This is a genomic window from Pseudomonas sp. UBT (genome assembly GCF_050915955.1).
Lineage (GTDB): Bacteria > Pseudomonadota > Gammaproteobacteria > Pseudomonadales > Pseudomonadaceae > Aquipseudomonas > Aquipseudomonas antarctica_A.
This window is the reverse complement of the sequence record NZ_CP168079.1, coordinates 891,849-907,841: the sequence shown is the minus strand read 5'-3', so window position 1 is coordinate 907,841 and position 15,993 is coordinate 891,849. Positions and strand designations below refer to the sequence as shown.

General features: G+C 49.8%; 14 protein-coding genes. 7 read left to right on the top strand and 7 right to left on the bottom strand.

Annotated elements, in window-relative coordinates; genetic code table 11:
• Positions 1-86: 86 nt before the first annotated feature.
• From ACDZ94_RS04225 to ACDZ94_RS04215, 3 genes are read right to left on the bottom strand one after another with little or no spacing between them, the layout of a single operon-like run.
• Positions 87-2,213 carry an AAA family ATPase gene (locus ACDZ94_RS04225; RefSeq protein WP_432751123.1) on the bottom strand — a complete coding sequence of 709 codons (2,127 nt, stop codon included), beginning with the start codon at positions 2,211-2,213 and terminating at the stop codon, positions 87-89.
• Positions 2,214-2,215: 2 nt separating this feature from the next.
• A complete protein-coding gene (locus ACDZ94_RS04220) occupies positions 2,216-2,659 on the bottom strand; it encodes a hypothetical protein (protein ID WP_432751122.1) in 444 nt (147 codons plus the stop codon).
• 3 nt (positions 2,660-2,662) lie between these two features.
• Positions 2,663-3,517 (bottom strand): hypothetical protein, encoded by an 855-nt coding sequence (locus ACDZ94_RS04215; RefSeq protein ID WP_432751121.1) that lies wholly within the window; start codon positions 3,515-3,517, stop codon positions 2,663-2,665.
• 483 nt (positions 3,518-4,000) lie between these two features.
• On the opposite strand from ACDZ94_RS04215, the gene hrpB reads away from it, so the two are divergent.
• On the top strand, positions 4,001-6,523 hold the full coding sequence (gene hrpB / locus ACDZ94_RS04210) for an ATP-dependent helicase HrpB (protein ID WP_432751120.1): 2,523 nt from the start codon (positions 4,001-4,003) through the stop codon (positions 6,521-6,523).
• A 145-nt stretch (positions 6,524-6,668) separates the two neighbouring features.
• Positions 6,669-7,712 (top strand): hypothetical protein, encoded by a 1,044-nt coding sequence (locus ACDZ94_RS04205; RefSeq protein ID WP_432751119.1) that lies wholly within the window; start codon positions 6,669-6,671, stop codon positions 7,710-7,712.
• A 111-nt stretch (positions 7,713-7,823) separates the two neighbouring features.
• On the opposite strand, the gene ACDZ94_RS04200 is transcribed toward ACDZ94_RS04205, so the two are convergent.
• Positions 7,824-8,282, bottom strand: a complete 459-nt coding sequence (locus ACDZ94_RS04200; RefSeq protein WP_432751118.1) for a helix-turn-helix domain-containing protein — start codon at positions 8,280-8,282, stop codon at positions 7,824-7,826.
• Positions 8,283-8,578: 296 nt separating this feature from the next.
• On the opposite strand from ACDZ94_RS04200, the gene ACDZ94_RS04195 reads away from it, so the two are divergent.
• The 4 genes from ACDZ94_RS04195 to ACDZ94_RS04180 all read left to right on the top strand — a co-directional run bounded on the left by ACDZ94_RS04195 (position 8,579) and on the right by ACDZ94_RS04180 (position 10,760).
• The gene (locus ACDZ94_RS04195; RefSeq protein ID WP_432751117.1) at positions 8,579-9,082 is read left to right on the top strand and encodes a hypothetical protein; all 504 of its coding nucleotides are present in this window, start codon (positions 8,579-8,581) and stop codon (positions 9,080-9,082) included.
• A gap of 3 nt (positions 9,083-9,085) precedes the next feature.
• Positions 9,086-9,814: a metallophosphoesterase family protein gene (locus ACDZ94_RS04190; RefSeq protein ID WP_432751116.1), complete on the top strand. Its 729-nt coding sequence runs from the start codon at positions 9,086-9,088 to the stop codon at positions 9,812-9,814.
• Positions 9,815-9,924: 110 nt separating this feature from the next.
• Positions 9,925-10,329 carry a DUF6957 family protein gene (locus ACDZ94_RS04185; protein ID WP_432751115.1) on the top strand — a complete coding sequence of 135 codons (405 nt, stop codon included), beginning with the start codon at positions 9,925-9,927 and terminating at the stop codon, positions 10,327-10,329.
• A 59-nt stretch (positions 10,330-10,388) separates the two neighbouring features.
• The gene (locus ACDZ94_RS04180) at positions 10,389-10,760 is read left to right on the top strand and encodes a hypothetical protein (protein WP_432751114.1); all 372 of its coding nucleotides are present in this window, start codon (positions 10,389-10,391) and stop codon (positions 10,758-10,760) included.
• A gap of 328 nt (positions 10,761-11,088) precedes the next feature.
• Here the strand turns inward: ACDZ94_RS04180 and ACDZ94_RS04175 are convergent, their stop codons facing one another.
• The 3 genes from ACDZ94_RS04175 to ACDZ94_RS04165 form a co-directional block, all read right to left on the bottom strand.
• Positions 11,089-11,796 carry a hypothetical protein gene (locus ACDZ94_RS04175; RefSeq protein WP_432751113.1) on the bottom strand — a complete coding sequence of 236 codons (708 nt, stop codon included), beginning with the start codon at positions 11,794-11,796 and terminating at the stop codon, positions 11,089-11,091.
• Positions 11,793-13,001: an AAA family ATPase gene (locus tag ACDZ94_RS04170; protein WP_432751112.1), complete on the bottom strand. Its 1,209-nt coding sequence runs from the start codon at positions 12,999-13,001 to the stop codon at positions 11,793-11,795. Before ACDZ94_RS04170 ends, ACDZ94_RS04175 begins: the two co-directional genes overlap by 4 nt.
• A gap of 740 nt (positions 13,002-13,741) precedes the next feature.
• Positions 13,742-14,491, bottom strand: coding sequence for a hypothetical protein (locus ACDZ94_RS04165; RefSeq protein WP_432751111.1), 750 nt, complete (start codon positions 14,489-14,491; stop codon positions 13,742-13,744).
• 159 nt (positions 14,492-14,650) lie between these two features.
• Between ACDZ94_RS04165 and ACDZ94_RS04160 the strand changes: the two genes are divergently transcribed.
• Positions 14,651-15,940 carry an RES family NAD+ phosphorylase gene (locus ACDZ94_RS04160; protein ID WP_432751482.1) on the top strand — a complete coding sequence of 430 codons (1,290 nt, stop codon included), beginning with the start codon at positions 14,651-14,653 and terminating at the stop codon, positions 15,938-15,940.
• Positions 15,941-15,993: the final 53 nt, after the last annotated feature.

Genomic DNA, 15,993 nt, shown 5'->3' with positions numbered 1-15,993 from the left:
CGCTGGGCCTTCACATGGGGAGTGGAGAGGCTCAAACGATACCTGTCTCCCTCGTCTCCCTGGGCTCATGCCTAAACGATCATCTCCTAAGCCCGACCATCAGTAACCGGAGAAATAGACTTGTCTCCGAGCTGTATGAGCTTGAACTCGACGTTCGAAGTTGCCTCTTTGTAGGTCGCTTCGCTGTCATCAAAAGAGGCCGCTACGATGCTCTGCAGCCCCATTTCCGATGAAAGCAATTGGAACAGCGCCCGCTGGCTTTTGGTGGCCATAGAATGCTGCCCTGGCTCGTCCAGCAGCAGTATCCCTAAGTGGTTACCGTTGACCGTTGGATGAGCGGACGTCTGATAGATGGATAGCAAATAGCTCCAGATGAGTCGCACAAAGTCACTAGCGCTGGACTCCCGAGCGATATTGCCTTTTCCTTTGGGGCTGTCATCACTTCGGGCGACTGTCGAGGTAGTTAAGGCTGCAGATACAGGTGACGCCACACTCCCCTCATTGATCTCTCTGAGCTCGATCTTGGCCAGGTACGGTAGTAGATTCTCCTTATTGAATTCAATGTCCTCGATCGCCGCGCTGTGGTAATCGAAGGCACTGATATTGGCGCGAAACATCTTTTCGAAAAGCCGATACTTGGCGAAGTCGGCGTCCGAGTATTGGGTGCGAGGCATCTGCGCCCGGCTTTTCTGGTTCTTGTGGAAACGGTTTGCTAGCTGTGCGAAGGCGTCCAGTGCCTGATCGGAGTACGCTTCGAATTTGGAAAGCTCTTCGAGCTCCATCTCAATCTGCAATTGCAGTCTGATGCCTGATTTAGATACGGAAGAGTTGGAGGTCAGATCTGACCGCAAAGCTCTCAGTGCAGACTTGGTGGCAGCAATGTTTTTAGCCAACTGATCTCTAAGTGCTTCTGCTTCCTTAATCGACTGATCGATGCCGCCTCGCTCGCGCTCGAGCATTCTGAGTTGGGCACTCAGATAGTCAATGTTGGTGCCGATGTCCATGTGAGGTGTGCTCTCATGCAGATCCACAAGAGAGTGTCCGATGGCTTGATGGCATGCAGGGCAAGAGTTTTCTGCGGTGGACAAATTGAGCGAAGCGCCGAATTTTATGAGCTTCTGCGCAGCCTGGTTTTTAGTCAGTTCGTCTCGGGCTTGCTTAGTGTTTAACCTATTGCTGGTAGTGTTCACACGCAGCAATGCAAGGTTGCCCAAGCATGTCTCGTAAGCGACCGTGAGGCGTTCGAGTTCGCCGGTGTGTTTGTCTATGGATTGTGTTAACTCCTGGGTTGGAGCTTCACCCTGTTGGGTCAACCTCAGGCCGATGATTTCATGCTCGCTGATCTTGCGTGCTCGATACTCCGATATGCTTTCAGTTATGCCTTCCGTCGTTTTGTGGAAGTCAACAAGTTCGGCCTTAAAGTCGGGAGTCGGGTTTTTTGAAATCTTGGAGAATTGCAAACCTTGCTTTAGTGCTTCAGTAACAAGTGTTCGATAAGAAATTTGCCACTCTTCGTGGATCAACTTCGCTTCCTGATCTAGGATGTCACGCTTTGCTTCAGTTTCGAAGACATCAGTGCCAACGAGGAAGTCGACAATTTTAATCCGTGCATCCCGTATCCCGAAATAAGGTAGGTTGGCAATGTAGTCAGTCCAGCCACGTTTTTGCTCAACCATCATTGCAGCAAAAACGTATTGCAAATAAAGTTTTTCAGGTTTGCCATTGGTTTTTGGTACCAATGGCAGCGTCAAACCTAGAAAGTTTTCAAAGTAGGTGTAGAAACCTTCTTCAATTTTTGCGCTGCCACCGTCATGAAGAAACTTGTAGAGAGTGGGGGCGGTCTGACTTTCGGTTAAACCTGAGCATTCCTGTATTTGTATAAGTTTTGTACTGAGCCCTTCTTCTTTGACGCTTCTAGTGGCAGTAATTGTTTTGCCTTTGTTCTCAATTTCGATTGTTACTTTGGATGAGCGAATGGCGTGTTTAATGTTCTCATGTTCAAGGTGGTCTTTGAGGGCATAAGTTAGAGCATTTTCATTTTGGGCACCCAGCAACTCTTCCATGCCGATAGCATACATAATGGCATGTACGATTGTACTTTTGCCGGCAGAATTACGACCCCTGATAATGTTCAGGTTGCGATTAAAAGTAGTGAAGAATCCAAACGGGCCACTGCTTGTTTGAATATCAATCTTTATAGCCTTGATGTACATGATTATTCCCATCCCTTGGATACGGAATCTACCATGTCTTCCGTAATTTTTTTCCCGATTGAATTTAGGGCTGCTCTCTCCTCGCTGAGTACACTTTCGTCAGCAAGTATCAAGTTTACGTAGGCTTTTCCTTTGGGGCTAAGCTCAAAGCCGTTCGTTGTCGGTGTAATCAGGTGCTCCTTGAACGCGAGGTTCAAAGCAATTGCCATGGCCGGGTCAAAACCCCAAATGGGGAGATGTAGTTGACGGTGTTCGGCACCTACTACAAGACCTTTTATTCGCTCGGGAGTCTTGAGCGCCCAGTTTAAAAGGTGGATTTTAGGAAGGCTGCCTTTTGCACCACGGCACGATAGATGAAGAATAAGAAGTGCCTGCGAGATTTTGTATAGTGGGCGGAGTTCTGAAAGAACTGGGATGGGTCGCCTTGTGAATTTAAGCTGAGCCATAGTTTACTCATTGAAGTCCAGTTCACAGATCGCAAGCCAACGAGCAATAGTTCTTCGCACCACCTCGCTTGCCGTAGACTTGTCAATGTTGAGGTTGCGGTCGGTGACCAAGAAATCCATCAGTCTGTTTTTTACCAGTTCTGTTAGCTGCTCAGGTGTTGCATCTGACGTGAGTCCCCATTCTTGAACCTCCAACTCGAAGGCATTTACGATGCGAGCGACGTTTACATAAGTCTGAGGAGATCGGTCGTACAATGACTGAAAGTAAGTATCATGATCTAGGAAAGATTTTGTCGTGAGTGCTACTAGGCTTTCCACCTGCCTGGCAGGTTTTCCAGGCATTCGTAAACTACATTTTCTGGCCAGGTTTTCATCAAATGGCTCAAGGGACGTGTTCACTTTAGGCAACGATTCTGTTGGCGAGCCCAGACATGGAGGTAAGCCTGCTGATATTCTCAGTGTGTTGAATTCCTGCACGTAGAATTCATGATCGTGCAGTAGGATCGTGAAGTTTTTATCTAAATGCGGTAGACCCCAGGCCCTTACTTCTACTTGTTTGGTCTGAGCATAGGATAGCAGCTTGTTTCTGTTAATTTCAGGTGTGACAAAACACCAAGTTGAAATTTTGGTGTCGCCGAGAATTTTCTGTAGTTCTACGGTGTTTTTCTTTAGTTTGCCAAGGTCTTTATTGATTTTATCTCTCTGGTTTTCATATAGCTCATCCTGATGGTACTGCTTTTCAGGGCAGTAACATTGAAAGGCATAACCAGTGCGCTTCGTAAAGCCTTCGATGCCATAATCACCTGGGGACGCGGGAACTTGCTGATACCCATCTGCTCCGTGCTTGAATTTGAACACGAGCTGACATTCTGCTTCCCAGGTTATCCCTGTGTACTTACCGAGTGGTGTAGTAATCAATGCATGCCTGCCTTTTTAAAACTTATCAGGAGGCGATGCGTATCGTTATCCTCCGAAGTATCCTGATACGAGGGCATCAGTCGCCTGCTTTCAGTCAGTAGTCTGGATCCAATTGGAAGTTAGCAAAAGGCCATCAGCAGGTCTAGCTGGAACTCGCATATTTGGCAAACTGATATTTTATGCCTGTGTTTATGTACAGCTTTTCACGGGACGAATTCATAACAATTGCTGTTTCGCTAATTTTTGGCTTGGGACGGGTTGGCACCGCAGGTCAGGAAAGGGAGGGAGAGTTAGAAAATTATCCACCCATCATGTCAGCACATGCCTGATGCACTCTCCGGCGAAAGTTATGATGATCACTGGCACCCCATGCATCGTACTCCCTGACCACCTTATACTGGCGCCCTACAGTTCGGAGTCAGTATGAGCACGTTGCCAATCGATGCCGCCCTACCGGCCCTTCTAAACGCGTTGAATGATCGTGATGAGGTCGTTCTACAAGCGCCGCCCGGAGCAGGTAAAACCACGCGCGTGCCGCTTGCTCTTCTCGGTGAGGAGTGGCTGAAAGGTCAGATAATCGTGATGCTCGAGCCTCGACGACTCGCGGCTCGAGCAGCTGCTGAGCGAATGGCTGCTGAGCTTGGTGAGCGGGTAGGGGAGACGGTTGGCTACCGTATTCGGCTTGAGAGTAAGGTAAGTTCGAAAACTCGTATTGAGGTCGTAACCGAAGGGATTCTTGCTCGTAGGCTGCAAGAAGATCCGTCCTTAGAAGGTGTGGGGCTCATCATTTTCGACGAATTCCATCTTCGTAATCTTGATGCCGATTTGGCCTTGGCACTGGCGCTCAATGGCCGAGAGCTTTTTCGTGATGATTTGCCTTTGAAGGTACTGCTGATGTCCGCTACCTTGGAAGGGGAGCGGCTTTCTCAACTGCTGAATGATGCGCCCATCGTGACCAGTGAGGGGCGGATGTACCCCGTCACAACCATCTGGGGCAAGCCGCAGCAACCGGGCGATTTTATCGAACCTCGCGTCATTGCGACTTGCCTGGATGCTTTGGACGAGCAAGAGGGGAGTGTCCTAATCTTCCTGCCAGGCCAAGCAGAGATCCGTCGCGTTTATCAGGGACTGCAAGACCATCTGCAACAACGCCAAGACATCCTGCTTTGTCCATTGCATGGCGAACTTGATCTGAATGCACAACGCGCCGCTATTGATTCTGCACCTCCTGGGGCGCGGAAGGTGGTGCTGGCCACCAACATCGCGGAAACGAGTATCACTATAAACGGCGTGTGCGTGGTAATCGATGCAGGCCTTGAGCGAGTACCTCGCTTTGACCCCCGTAGCGGCATGACTAGGCTCGACACTCAGCGAATCTCAAAAGCCAGTGCCACTCAGCGTGCAGGTCGAGCAGGGCGTCTGGAACCTGGTGTCTGCTATCGATTATGGTCTGAAGCTCAACATGAACAACTGGCTGGCTTCAGCACTCCAGAGATTCAGCAGGCTGACCTTGCGGGTTTGGCGCTTCAGCTTGCACGTTGGGGCGTTCAGCCGACTCAGCTTAAATGGCTCGACGTACCACCCTCTGCTGCTTTTTCTCAAGCGTGTGATTTGTTGCGTCGACTGGGTGCGCTGCAACGAGACGATCAACTGACAAAGCACGGACAGGCCATGGCGGAATTACCCGCCCATCCTCGCATTGCTCATCTACTCCTGCGTGGTTATGCGCTGGGCTTGGCAAATCTTGCCTGCGACATCGCTGCATTGCTGGGGGAGCGCGATATTCAGCGTGGAGGAGGGGCAGACCTGCATAGCCGATTGGCGATTTTGTCAGGTGAGCAGCGTGCACAGCGAGGTGAGCAAAGTGGTGCACAACGGTCACGGCAGCTCGCCAAACAATACCGTTCCTTTCTACGTGGGACTGTTACGGAAGCTGTACTGGATTGCGATCATCCAAAGTGGGTTGGGTGCTTGCTAGCATTGGCCTATCCCGACCGTGTTGCACAGCGACGGCAGGCTGTTGGTGCAGGTTACCGACTCGCCAATGGCCGGGCTGCGCTGTTCACTGAGCCGGATGCGCTCATGAAGCATGACTGGCTCGTGATCGCTGATCTGGGGAGTCGTCAAGGACAGCGTGAAGAGCGTATCTATCTGGCGGTTGAGCTCGATCCTGGCTTGTTCAACACTGTTCTGCGTGAGCAGGTGAGTCAGGTGGATGAACTTGATTGGGATGAGCGTGAGGGAATGCTTCGGGCTGAGCGGCAGCTCAAGGTAGGAGAACTTGTACTCTCGACGTCACCCTTGTCTAACTTCGATGACGAAAGCCGTGCCCGAGCTTTGGTAAGTTACGTTCGACGTAAAGGGCTGGAGCTATTGCCTTGGACTACGGAGCTACGACAGTGGCAGGCGCGTGTTGGGCTTCTGCGAAGATTGGATCTCGATGGAGGGGGGGAGAGTGAATGGCCTGATCTTAGTGATCAGATGCTCATAGCGACCTTAGAAGAGTGGCTTACTCCTTACGTTGCGAAGGTCACCCGCCTGAGCCATTTCGGGCAACTCGACTTGCCCGTGATTTTGCGCAATCTCCTACCTTGGCCGCTTCCACAGCAACTGGACTCCCAAGCACCGCAGGCGATCACTGTGCCTTCCGGCTCGAACATCCGGATCGATTATAGCGAGCAGCCACCAGTTTTGGCGGTCAGGCTGCAGGAGCTGTTCGGTCTGTCCGATACCCCGCATATAGCTAACGGCAAGCAAGTGCTCAAGCTGCACTTACTGTCACCGGCACGTCGACCGGTGCAGGTCACCCAGGATTTAGCAAGTTTCTGGCGTACGACCTATAGCGAAGTGAAGAAAGACCTTAAGGGGAGATATCCAAAGCATTATTGGCCTGATGATCCCTTAATAGCAGAGGCCACAGCCCGGGCAAAACCTAGAGGTACCTGACCTGCGCATTGAATAAATGCTCAGATTAAAGAGCGTCAGGTGATGCGAAATGCTACACCGGTTAAGAGTGGATAACCTTCGCATAGCTGAACTAGCGTTGGCCCAATTATGCCAATAGCGCAGATCAGATCAGGAGCATTACCAATTGGCTCAACAGCGTTTAATCCCCGAACTTGATGCAGAAAAACTTCGTGAAAATGCTTTGACGTCAATTCGATTGGGCGTCGAGGATTTCGAACGGTGTCTACGTCAACCAGACGAAGGGGGGGATCCCGCGCGAGCCCTCTCTGCGATACGGAATCTATTCGCGGGTGTACTTTTGCTTTTCAAGTACAAGATCGCCACTTGCGTCGATGATCCCGCTGACGCTGCTACCCTAATTTTCATGCCTCCTGAGGTTCTGCCCCAAAGCGATGGAGCGCGCGGGGTCGAATGGCTACCTGTGGGCAAGTTCAAGCCCACAACCATTGATGTAGCAACGATCCAAAAACGCTTTGAAGCGTTTGATATCGAGGTTGACTGGGACGTCATCAACAAGCTGCAGAAATGTCGTAATCACTTGGAGCATCTGCACCCTGCCAATACATTGGGTGAGGTCGCGGATTTCGTGGCTGAGCTGTTCCCTGTGCTTCGAGACTTCATTCAAACCCAGTTGCAGGAGCCACCCGCTGAAATTCTGGCCGAGGCCTGGCAAATCATGTTGCTGCATCACAAATTCTTTGTGGATACGAGCAGGCAATGCAAATTGGCTTGGAATGATGCAGGGGTTCCAAAGGGGATGGAGCCTTGGCTTGATGAGTGCCAGTGCGAGGAGTGTGCCTCCTCATTGCTAATGCCTTCGCAAGACTCATTGGATTTGGGAGAGCTGGTAGAGCACAACGACGATCGTTTCCGATATGCGTGTCTTGCGTGCGGCCACGGGGGGCTAATTGGCCCGTTGATGGTCGAAGCGCTTAACAAGGCCCATGACTACGATCCTCGCGATGGAGAGGAGCCCTGCGTCGAAAACTGCTATCAATGTGATCATGGAACCTTTGTGATCTATGAGCAGGCATGCCTATGGTGCGCAGCTGAGCTTGATTACACCGAGTGTTCGATGTGTGACGAAGCGTTAGGGCAGGATGATCAGGAAAATGGAGGTCTCTGCTCGTATCACGCCTATACGTTCGAAAAAGCGATGCGCGATTGATTTCTTCACGCAGCTGAATGCCTAGCGCAGGTCATTTGGTATATCAGACGCCCAGTCTTGAGTCAGTGGCATGTCGACTCTCGCAGCGGCATCTCTGTTAGTAAGTTGTCTCTACGAAATATCCTTGTGCCAAAGCCGTCCAACTGTTGATTTTGGCAGTCCCAAAATCGCTATCACCTCAGCTTGGCTGCGTCCCTCCTTTTTAAGTTCCTGGACTGCTTCCCATTTTTTCTCTGCTGCCACGGTCTGCGGATGAGGCAGCTTCTCGGGCTGAGTAGGGAGTGAGGCATCGAGCAGCTCGATAGCATCCAATTCCTCCATGGCTAATAGAAGAATATCTCTAGCGGTTGTCTGGTCATTGGCGGCGTGGACGAGTGTTAGCAGAGAAACAGGATGCAGATGCAGCGCTTGTGCAAGCTCTTGGCTGACCTCAAGGGTCGGTGACGTTTTGACGGCCTCAAGCTGGCTTACGTGCGATGGCGCTACTGTCATAGCAACGTCGTGCTGCGTCAGACCCAGCCGAGTCCTCACCAACTGTAATACTGCCGCATACGCGTTGCGAAGCAACATCCTGACTCCCCTCAAAGCAGGACGGTATGCCGCGATTGCGTGGGCCCATACAAATCTATATATTCACTTAGATGGGACTTTGCCTTAACGGGTTTTGGTTTCAGCAGCGCGATCCCGCTGCAGGACGTAGACCTGTCTCAATGTTTCGAGGCAAACGGATCTGGACACGACTCGTAGACTCTCAGCCGGAGCCGCTTCCTCATACAAACAATAGCTATGTATTGCCAAAATGTTTGGGCTAGATCTCTGCCAACGTCGGTCGATTCGGCGCATCGCAAAACCAGGAAACCTGCACCATGTTTATTTCAGATGAGTCTTGTATGGTCGGCTTACCAGGCTTCCCTGGGCCTGGCCGCACGGCTTGGCGGATGGTCGAGCGAAACTCGGAAGATTTTTGGTATCACGTTCGCTTTCGCATTTGTGAAGGAGCAGGGGTTCGATTCAAAAAATTGATGCCTACAGACCCCTCTATGTTGGCCCACTTAATCTCGCAGCGTAGCCGGGAGCAAACGATTGAGGCGGTTCAGGTTGTGACACCCGCTTGCATTAATGGGAGCTCTTTAGAACGGATGGAAAAGCTGATCAGTGTGATCGTCGGCTGTGACAGAAAAGGTGAGTGCGTACTGCTTCATAAAGTCGATAGCGGAGCAATTTACAGCAGCTCACCCGGCGAGATCGACGCAGGCTTGCTCAGAAACATCCGAACGATCTACGACGCGATGACTGCCGCTGGGAAGCATTTCCATTGCACCAACTGTCAGACCCCGAATCGCTCTGCCACTACAGCGGTAGCAGGTTAATCCATGAAGATCCAAATCTATTCAGATCTGCACCTCGGTTTCGCTCCGTTCGAGCCCGCAAAAACCGACGCGGACGTTGTCATCCTCGCCGGCGACATTGATATCAAAACGCGCGGCGTGAAATGGGCGAACGAGGTTTTCAGGTGCCCTGTGATCTACGTGTGTGGCAATCACGAGTTTTACGGCGGCCACATTGATCACACACTTCAAAAAATGAGGGACGCGGCAGCGCCTCATGTGCACGTACTCGAGAACGAAACGCTGATCCTAAATCAAACCCGGTTTTTGGTCACAACGGCGTGGACAGATTACTCATCGACGGGTGATGTCGTTGCCGCAAAACGTATTGCTTGGGACTGGATGAATGATTTCACCGTGATCAGAACCGATGTAAGTTTCCGACGTTTGCGTCCTGATGACTTGATCACTAAATCACAGGCGGCGTACGCCTGGCTTAATGGTGAATTGGACAAGCCCTTCGCTGGTAAAACTATTGTCGTCACACACCATGCCCCCGCGTTGGAACACGTGAGTGAGGATTTCCCTGCTCACCTCATTGCTGCGTACGCAAACAATTGGCCTGAGCTTTTGGAGAAGGCCGATCTTTGGATCTATGGACATACCCACATCGCTGCGGATTTCGTTAAACGAGGATGCCGAGTTGTGTCGAATCCTCGCGGATACCCAACTGAAGAGACTGGTTTCGATCAGGATTTTTTGCTCAAGATTTGATGAGTGGAGATTTAGCAATAAACCTCAGCAATCTTAGTTTTCCCTTCGTTCTAGCGCTGGGATGAACCTCATTTGTGCGATCTAAACCTAAATCGATTTTGAGAATTCACATGGTTACGTTAGAAGAGATTTCCCAGCTCCTTTACGGCGCAGGGAAGGAGGTGGCTGGCTGGCAAGGCACCCAAGATGAGCTGATTGCATTGGCAGCAAAGACATTCCCAGGAAAAGCATTCTGCGTGGTAAAGCAGTGGATCCTGATCGACCTCACAGTGACACCTACTGAGAAAGCCAAGCTGACGATGCTCGGCCTCCTTCCCGCGACGCTTTTCGCTCATGAGATAGTCCTGGACAGCAAGGGCCGTTTCCAGCCGACTATGTGGGTGCGCAGCAACTTCGGGAAATCATTCACGGAAAGCTGCATGTTTGAAACTAAAAGTACGGTCTACCTCCTTTGGGGAACAGGCCTAAGGAAAGAAGCCAGTGTGGGTGCCGCTTTTTCCATGAGAGCAGGTTAAGCAATTGGTGCCGCAAATACATTTTGAGTCATTTTGAGTCATTTTGGAGCTTTGGCCGGATGCCTGAACTCATCGAAGTCGAATTTCATAGTAAGTATCTCAGCGACTTTCAACTGAGTCGTCTTGTACAGGCGAGTTTTCGAAAATACACAGTAGCCATCACGGCCTTTATCAGCGATGCGGTGATCATTGAGAACAGGTGTCTTGGTGTGTTTTTCGATCACCTTCAGCAATACGACGCGTACCGAACAGCCAATGGCGGAATCATTCGGACGGAGAAAATTCAGAGGGTATGGAAAGAAGGACGTTTTTGGCTTCTTGAGACGCAAGAAGGAAATTACCTCATTGGTAGCTTCAAACGTGGGGACGGGCGACGTAGCTTTCTTGAGTTGCTTCGGTCTGGCGAGCGCCTCGGCTCTGCCCAAGATTGAATATTTGATCTCTAGGTCTGTGAAGACATGACCGCATGGTAACTGAAGAACTCTGGGCGGCTACTCGAGAAACGAACAATTTTGATGAGTTGCTCGAGAAGGTAATCACGATTCGTAGACCGATTTTCAGCGATGGGTATGGTACAAGCGTGATAATGATTTCACTGGATGAATGGGAGTAAATTTCAGAAAAAACTTAGATCTTACTTACGCTTTAAGAGCCTTGTGCCATAAGTTTTTACACGGCGTCCAATAACGCCCCGAAGCATGGCGGGCGGGAAGGTAATACGGGTGCTTGTGTATAAAATTGCATGGCTCGTGGTGATATTCAATTTTTAGCAATATTTGATTTTAGCGAATGCAAAAAATCCGCAACCTCAGGATGAGCTCCTTCAAAAAGTAGCTCTCCAAGCCGCTCATCAATACGATCGTTCATATGCCGAACGGATTCGTTAAGACTGCTCAGAACCTCTAGGTGCTCAATGGTACTAAGCTTAAGTTTGTTATAAGTGTTTGTGCCCTCGGCAGAGCATGGGGCATACTTAAGTAAATGTATGCTTTCGGTTGACAGCTGTAAGAATTTCATGTGATCGCCATATTTAAAGTTTTTGGCGTTAGGATTAATAATATCAAATACAAACGGGTTTTTGCGATCGACTGTATTGTTTTTCACCATGTTGCAGTCTATGCAGGCATAAGTTAGGTTGGAGAGTAAGAACATGCGTTCTGGGAACTTGGTTTTTCCGTAAATGTGCTCGATATGCCAAGACATGCCGTGCTGACCCATCACGCGCTTGCAATAAGCGCATCGTTTATTTATTTGGTATCTAAGTGTTTTTTGAATATTCTCTCGTAAAGAATTGATGCTGTAAACTTGCTTTTCTTGAATCTTTATAGTGAGTTTTTTGAATTTGTAAGATTCTTTTGGATTTGAAAAGCAATCCCATGCTTCAACGGCACTTATTTTTTTATCTGTTACTAACTGCAGTAGTCTAGTAAGTACAGCTTTGGCGCGGTTATCCGCTAGAGTCATCATTGTTTATTATTTCCGAAGTGTTGTTTGATGAGCGTTATAGCTTCTCTAATGGTCGCCTTCTTGCTCTCTGTCACTCCTTCTTTAGTGAGCAAAGCCAAAAGGTTATCAACTTCAGGTTTTATTGGTTTTCCATGCTCGGAGGCACCCAAAATCGCATCTGCTATTCGAAAATCTATTGTGGGCGTGTTGTAGGTGGCTATGTCGAACAAGTCTAGCGTTAGTCCGTCGAAACTTTTAATTTCGTTTGAGTTTCTTGAGCGGAAATCCATTTGGTCAAGCTGCGCGTCCGAGTTCATTGTTTTGTTATCAAGTGACTCTAATACAACGATCGCATCGGATGTTGTGTCTTTTGCTGCTTGAGATACGATTACAGGAGAGTGTGTCGCAATCAGAACATGATAGTTTTCATATGCGGACATAATGCCGGATATAAAATCATGAAACTCCATTTGCCATTTTAGATGGAGGCTTATTTCAGGCTCGTCAATCAATACTAACGTGTTGTTTTCGGCGTGTGCAATAATTTTTAAGGCGGTGGCTATTCTGTTTTGCTCTCCTGAGCTTAATTCGCTGAAGGATATGGAGTAGTCTTGGTTTGATACTGTAATTCTGACTTCAGGGTTTAGGTCGAGGAATATGGTCAGCTCCCTTGCTTGTTCGATCGTTATTTTTTCTATTGCGATCCCTTCTCGAGCTATTTTTGCGAGCCAAATTCTGCCTTCCGTACTAATCAGTTTGTTTAGAGGTACATTTTTTATTTTTCTTTGGTCAATCATGTCTGCGAGCGTTGCAGCAGTTACAGGCGATTTTTTATTACGTGGGAAGGTTAGCTTAAATTGAAATCCAAGCGCATTTGAGAGTTTGTTCAAGAACGCCATTTTCCCTGGCCTAATACCATGAACTAGGAATTTTGCGATCTCTCGATCAAGGGAGCTTCTAAAAATAGCATTGCCAACGCCTCGGGCCCCTAGGTATCGCCGTTTGTTCCCATTTGTAAATCTGAAACGATCGCTGATTCCATTACTCACACATAGAATTGACTTTATACGAGTACTTTCGTCATTTTCGTATATTTCGCAGATTCTTGACAGTAGACGGCTTTTGCCGGTTCCGTTATTGCCTATTATATATGTAATAAATGGTGCAGCATTTGCACGAATGGAGAACTCGATGTTCCCAATTAGTTTTTCCGTAACTGTAATCATGAATCTAATGTCCCTGTAAGCCGCGCGTGCATAACACTGATCTGTTAAGAGTATCTTTCACGTCGCATGCTGGCAATATTGCATCATGATAAAAGTTTCGACGAGCTCTTGTCGGACAAAATATGTTCCTTACCTGGAAGACGTGGGTATCAATTCCGCCTGGTATCGCATCCAAAGCAGATGCTTGGAGGCTTCGCGAAAAACTTCAGTATTGGGGAGACAACTCGTGTGTTGGCTAGCACGCTGTGCCTTGAGTTCGATGAACCTGAACGGTCAGCTACCAAAGGGTTAACTACACATGCCGACCCTTAGCCAGGGCGAGTAAGCCAAGGCCTTTTTCGATGCTCCACCAGAGCTAACGAAAAAGTGATGGGTGCGGAATTGAGGTAGGGTGGGGATGCGCCAGGCAAATGTCCCAACCGATTCGAATTGGGAATACACAGGGAAATGATGAGTCAAAGCCTCACGACGCGCATCGATCTGTTCTGGGCTGTGTTTTACACACGATTGGCTTTATTCGAAATTATGGCTCAGGAATAATTATTGCTGAGCCATAATTTTTCGATTCCTCTCTGTACTCTCTCAAGGCTCCCAGTGCAACCAAACCGAGCCAAATGTGATGTCCGATTTGCATATACTTTTAGGTCACTATGAATCGCCCCGGATTCTCTACGCACCTTGCAAGCTCCTAACTGTTACTCACACCACGGCTCGCGCGCCGCTGAGCCGGCTCCGGTCTACTAAAACTCAGCGGCATCTTTCGCAGTGAACGCGTTGTAGATCCGGCTTTTGAGATCTTCAGCAAACTCACTAATGGTGCGGATCGCTTGTTGCACTTCCTGCGAGGTTAACTCGATGGGCTGGTCTTCGACAGTCTTGCCGTTGCGGTGAACGATGTCGTGACGCTTGCTGCAGATGCGACCGATTTCATTCAGTCCAAGGCCTTTCATGTGCTCGCCGAACATGGCGTGTAGTACTTGATTGATCGTCGCTACGTTGTGGAAGCTCAACTCGGATAGAGCTTTCAGGACGATGACTTCTACGACCTTAGGTTCCTCAGCAATCTGCTTGAGGGTGACTGTTATACCGCTCAATTTCTTGTATCCGGCTACCAGGTTCATCAGAAGTATCTGCTCGCTCACAATAAGCTTGCGTACGACTGAGCTGATCAACGCCTCCATCAGGGTGACGACATGCGCGTAGACGAGCTTACTCAGGGTGTCGGCATGCTGGCTGCTACCAAGCGTCAACATACTAGAAGCTGTCGCCAGCTCAGCAGAAAACTCATGGAAGAACTCGCTATGCGAATGCCGATTTAGCCATTCAAACTCAGCTTCTCCGGCCTCAAGCATGGCCGAGTACTCGCCGGCCAGTTCCGCCCAATGCTCTTCATCCTCGTCGGGATCGATCTCAATCCCGTACTGCTGGCGAATCCATTCGATGCAGTTTTCCTGCTGTACCTCAAAGAAATATTCCTTGATCGAGCTCATTTGATCTCCTGTCCTTCGATGTTCATGGGGCAGCCTCCGCCGTCGGCTTTGCGGTGATAATCAATCAGTCACGCAATTGAGCGGCGAACAAGGTGTTGGTCTATGAATGATCATCAGCGATCATGCCCAGCTTCCACATGCCTGTACTTCGCCAGCATTATGCTAAAGGATAATGAGATCGCCATGGCTGTAAAAAACGTGTGCTTCAAGTGCGTGATTGATCCGTTCTTGGGCGGGCAGATCCAGCGTAAAGGAACCTCCACCTCCTGCAGCCTTTGTGCCTCGAAGCGCAAGTGCATACCGCTTACTGAGATCGTCACCCGTGTGGAGAAGATCCTTCAGCTTTACATCTACGAAGGTGAAGTCGATTTTCGCTGGAGCGGCAACGGCGCCGAGCAGTACCAGAAAGGTGAGAGCATCGACATCTGGGTCAGCGAAGTATTTGGGTGTGACGATATCGAACCTGTCGTCGGGGCGGTATGCAGGGAGCTGTCTTCTTACAGCGATGACATGAACTACTCCAGGTTGCCGTTCAGACCGAATGATATTGGCCACCAATGGGGCGAATTCCAGGAGGGGATGAAGCACGGGAATCGTTTCTTCAACGAAAGTGCAAAGGCTTTCCTGGACTGGCTATTCGAAGGTCTGGATGAGTACTCCGCCTCATCGGACGAACACGCCGTTGTGCGGAATCTGAAGCCTGAAAATTCACCTCCGATTTACCGTGCCCGCATCTGCATTACGCCCGAAAGTGTCGGTGAAATCACGGCCAACCCCGCGCGTAACCTTGCGGCGCCCCCGAAGGACAAGGCGGGTGAGGGAAGAATGAACCCAACTGGTGTCCCTGCGTTTTATGGGGCTTTCGAACGTCTGACCTGCATAGCGGAGTTGCGCCCTCCTGTGGGTGGCACTGTCGTGAGCGGCGAATTCAGGTTGAACAGGGAGGTTAGGCTGCTGGACTTCGGGCGGTTTGAGATGGCGGATCTGGGGCCTGAGCCAAGCTTCTTCGATCCCAAGTACTTTGCAAAAGCCGGTCGAAGGGAATTCCTCAGGTACCTGCACGGCGAGATCACGCGTCCCGTTCTCCCCGGTCTGGAGAGAGATTATCTGACAACACAGGTCATCGCCGAGTACTTGGCGACTCACCGCGATCCAAGGATTGATGGTGTGATCTTCAAATCGGTGCAGAAGGAATCGGGAACCAATATTGTGCTGTTCTCGCACGTGGCGTGTGCTGCAGAATCGATGAAGTGGCGGTTCAAGGGGGGAGTGGGTATCAGAGGTGCCAAGTCATCCGATGCGCCTCGTATTGAGTACGTGCGCAATAGCCTTGTGTATCACTCGATCCGTGGGGTTGTGTACGACCCCTGGGACGAGGCCTTGGCAGAGGATATGCCCAAAGTAGAAACTGCCCTTATGGATGGTGATTTGGCGATGCTGTCAGGCTGAGCAAGCGCGCGACGATGGCTGGAACCGACATATAGCCGAAGATGGCCAGTGCC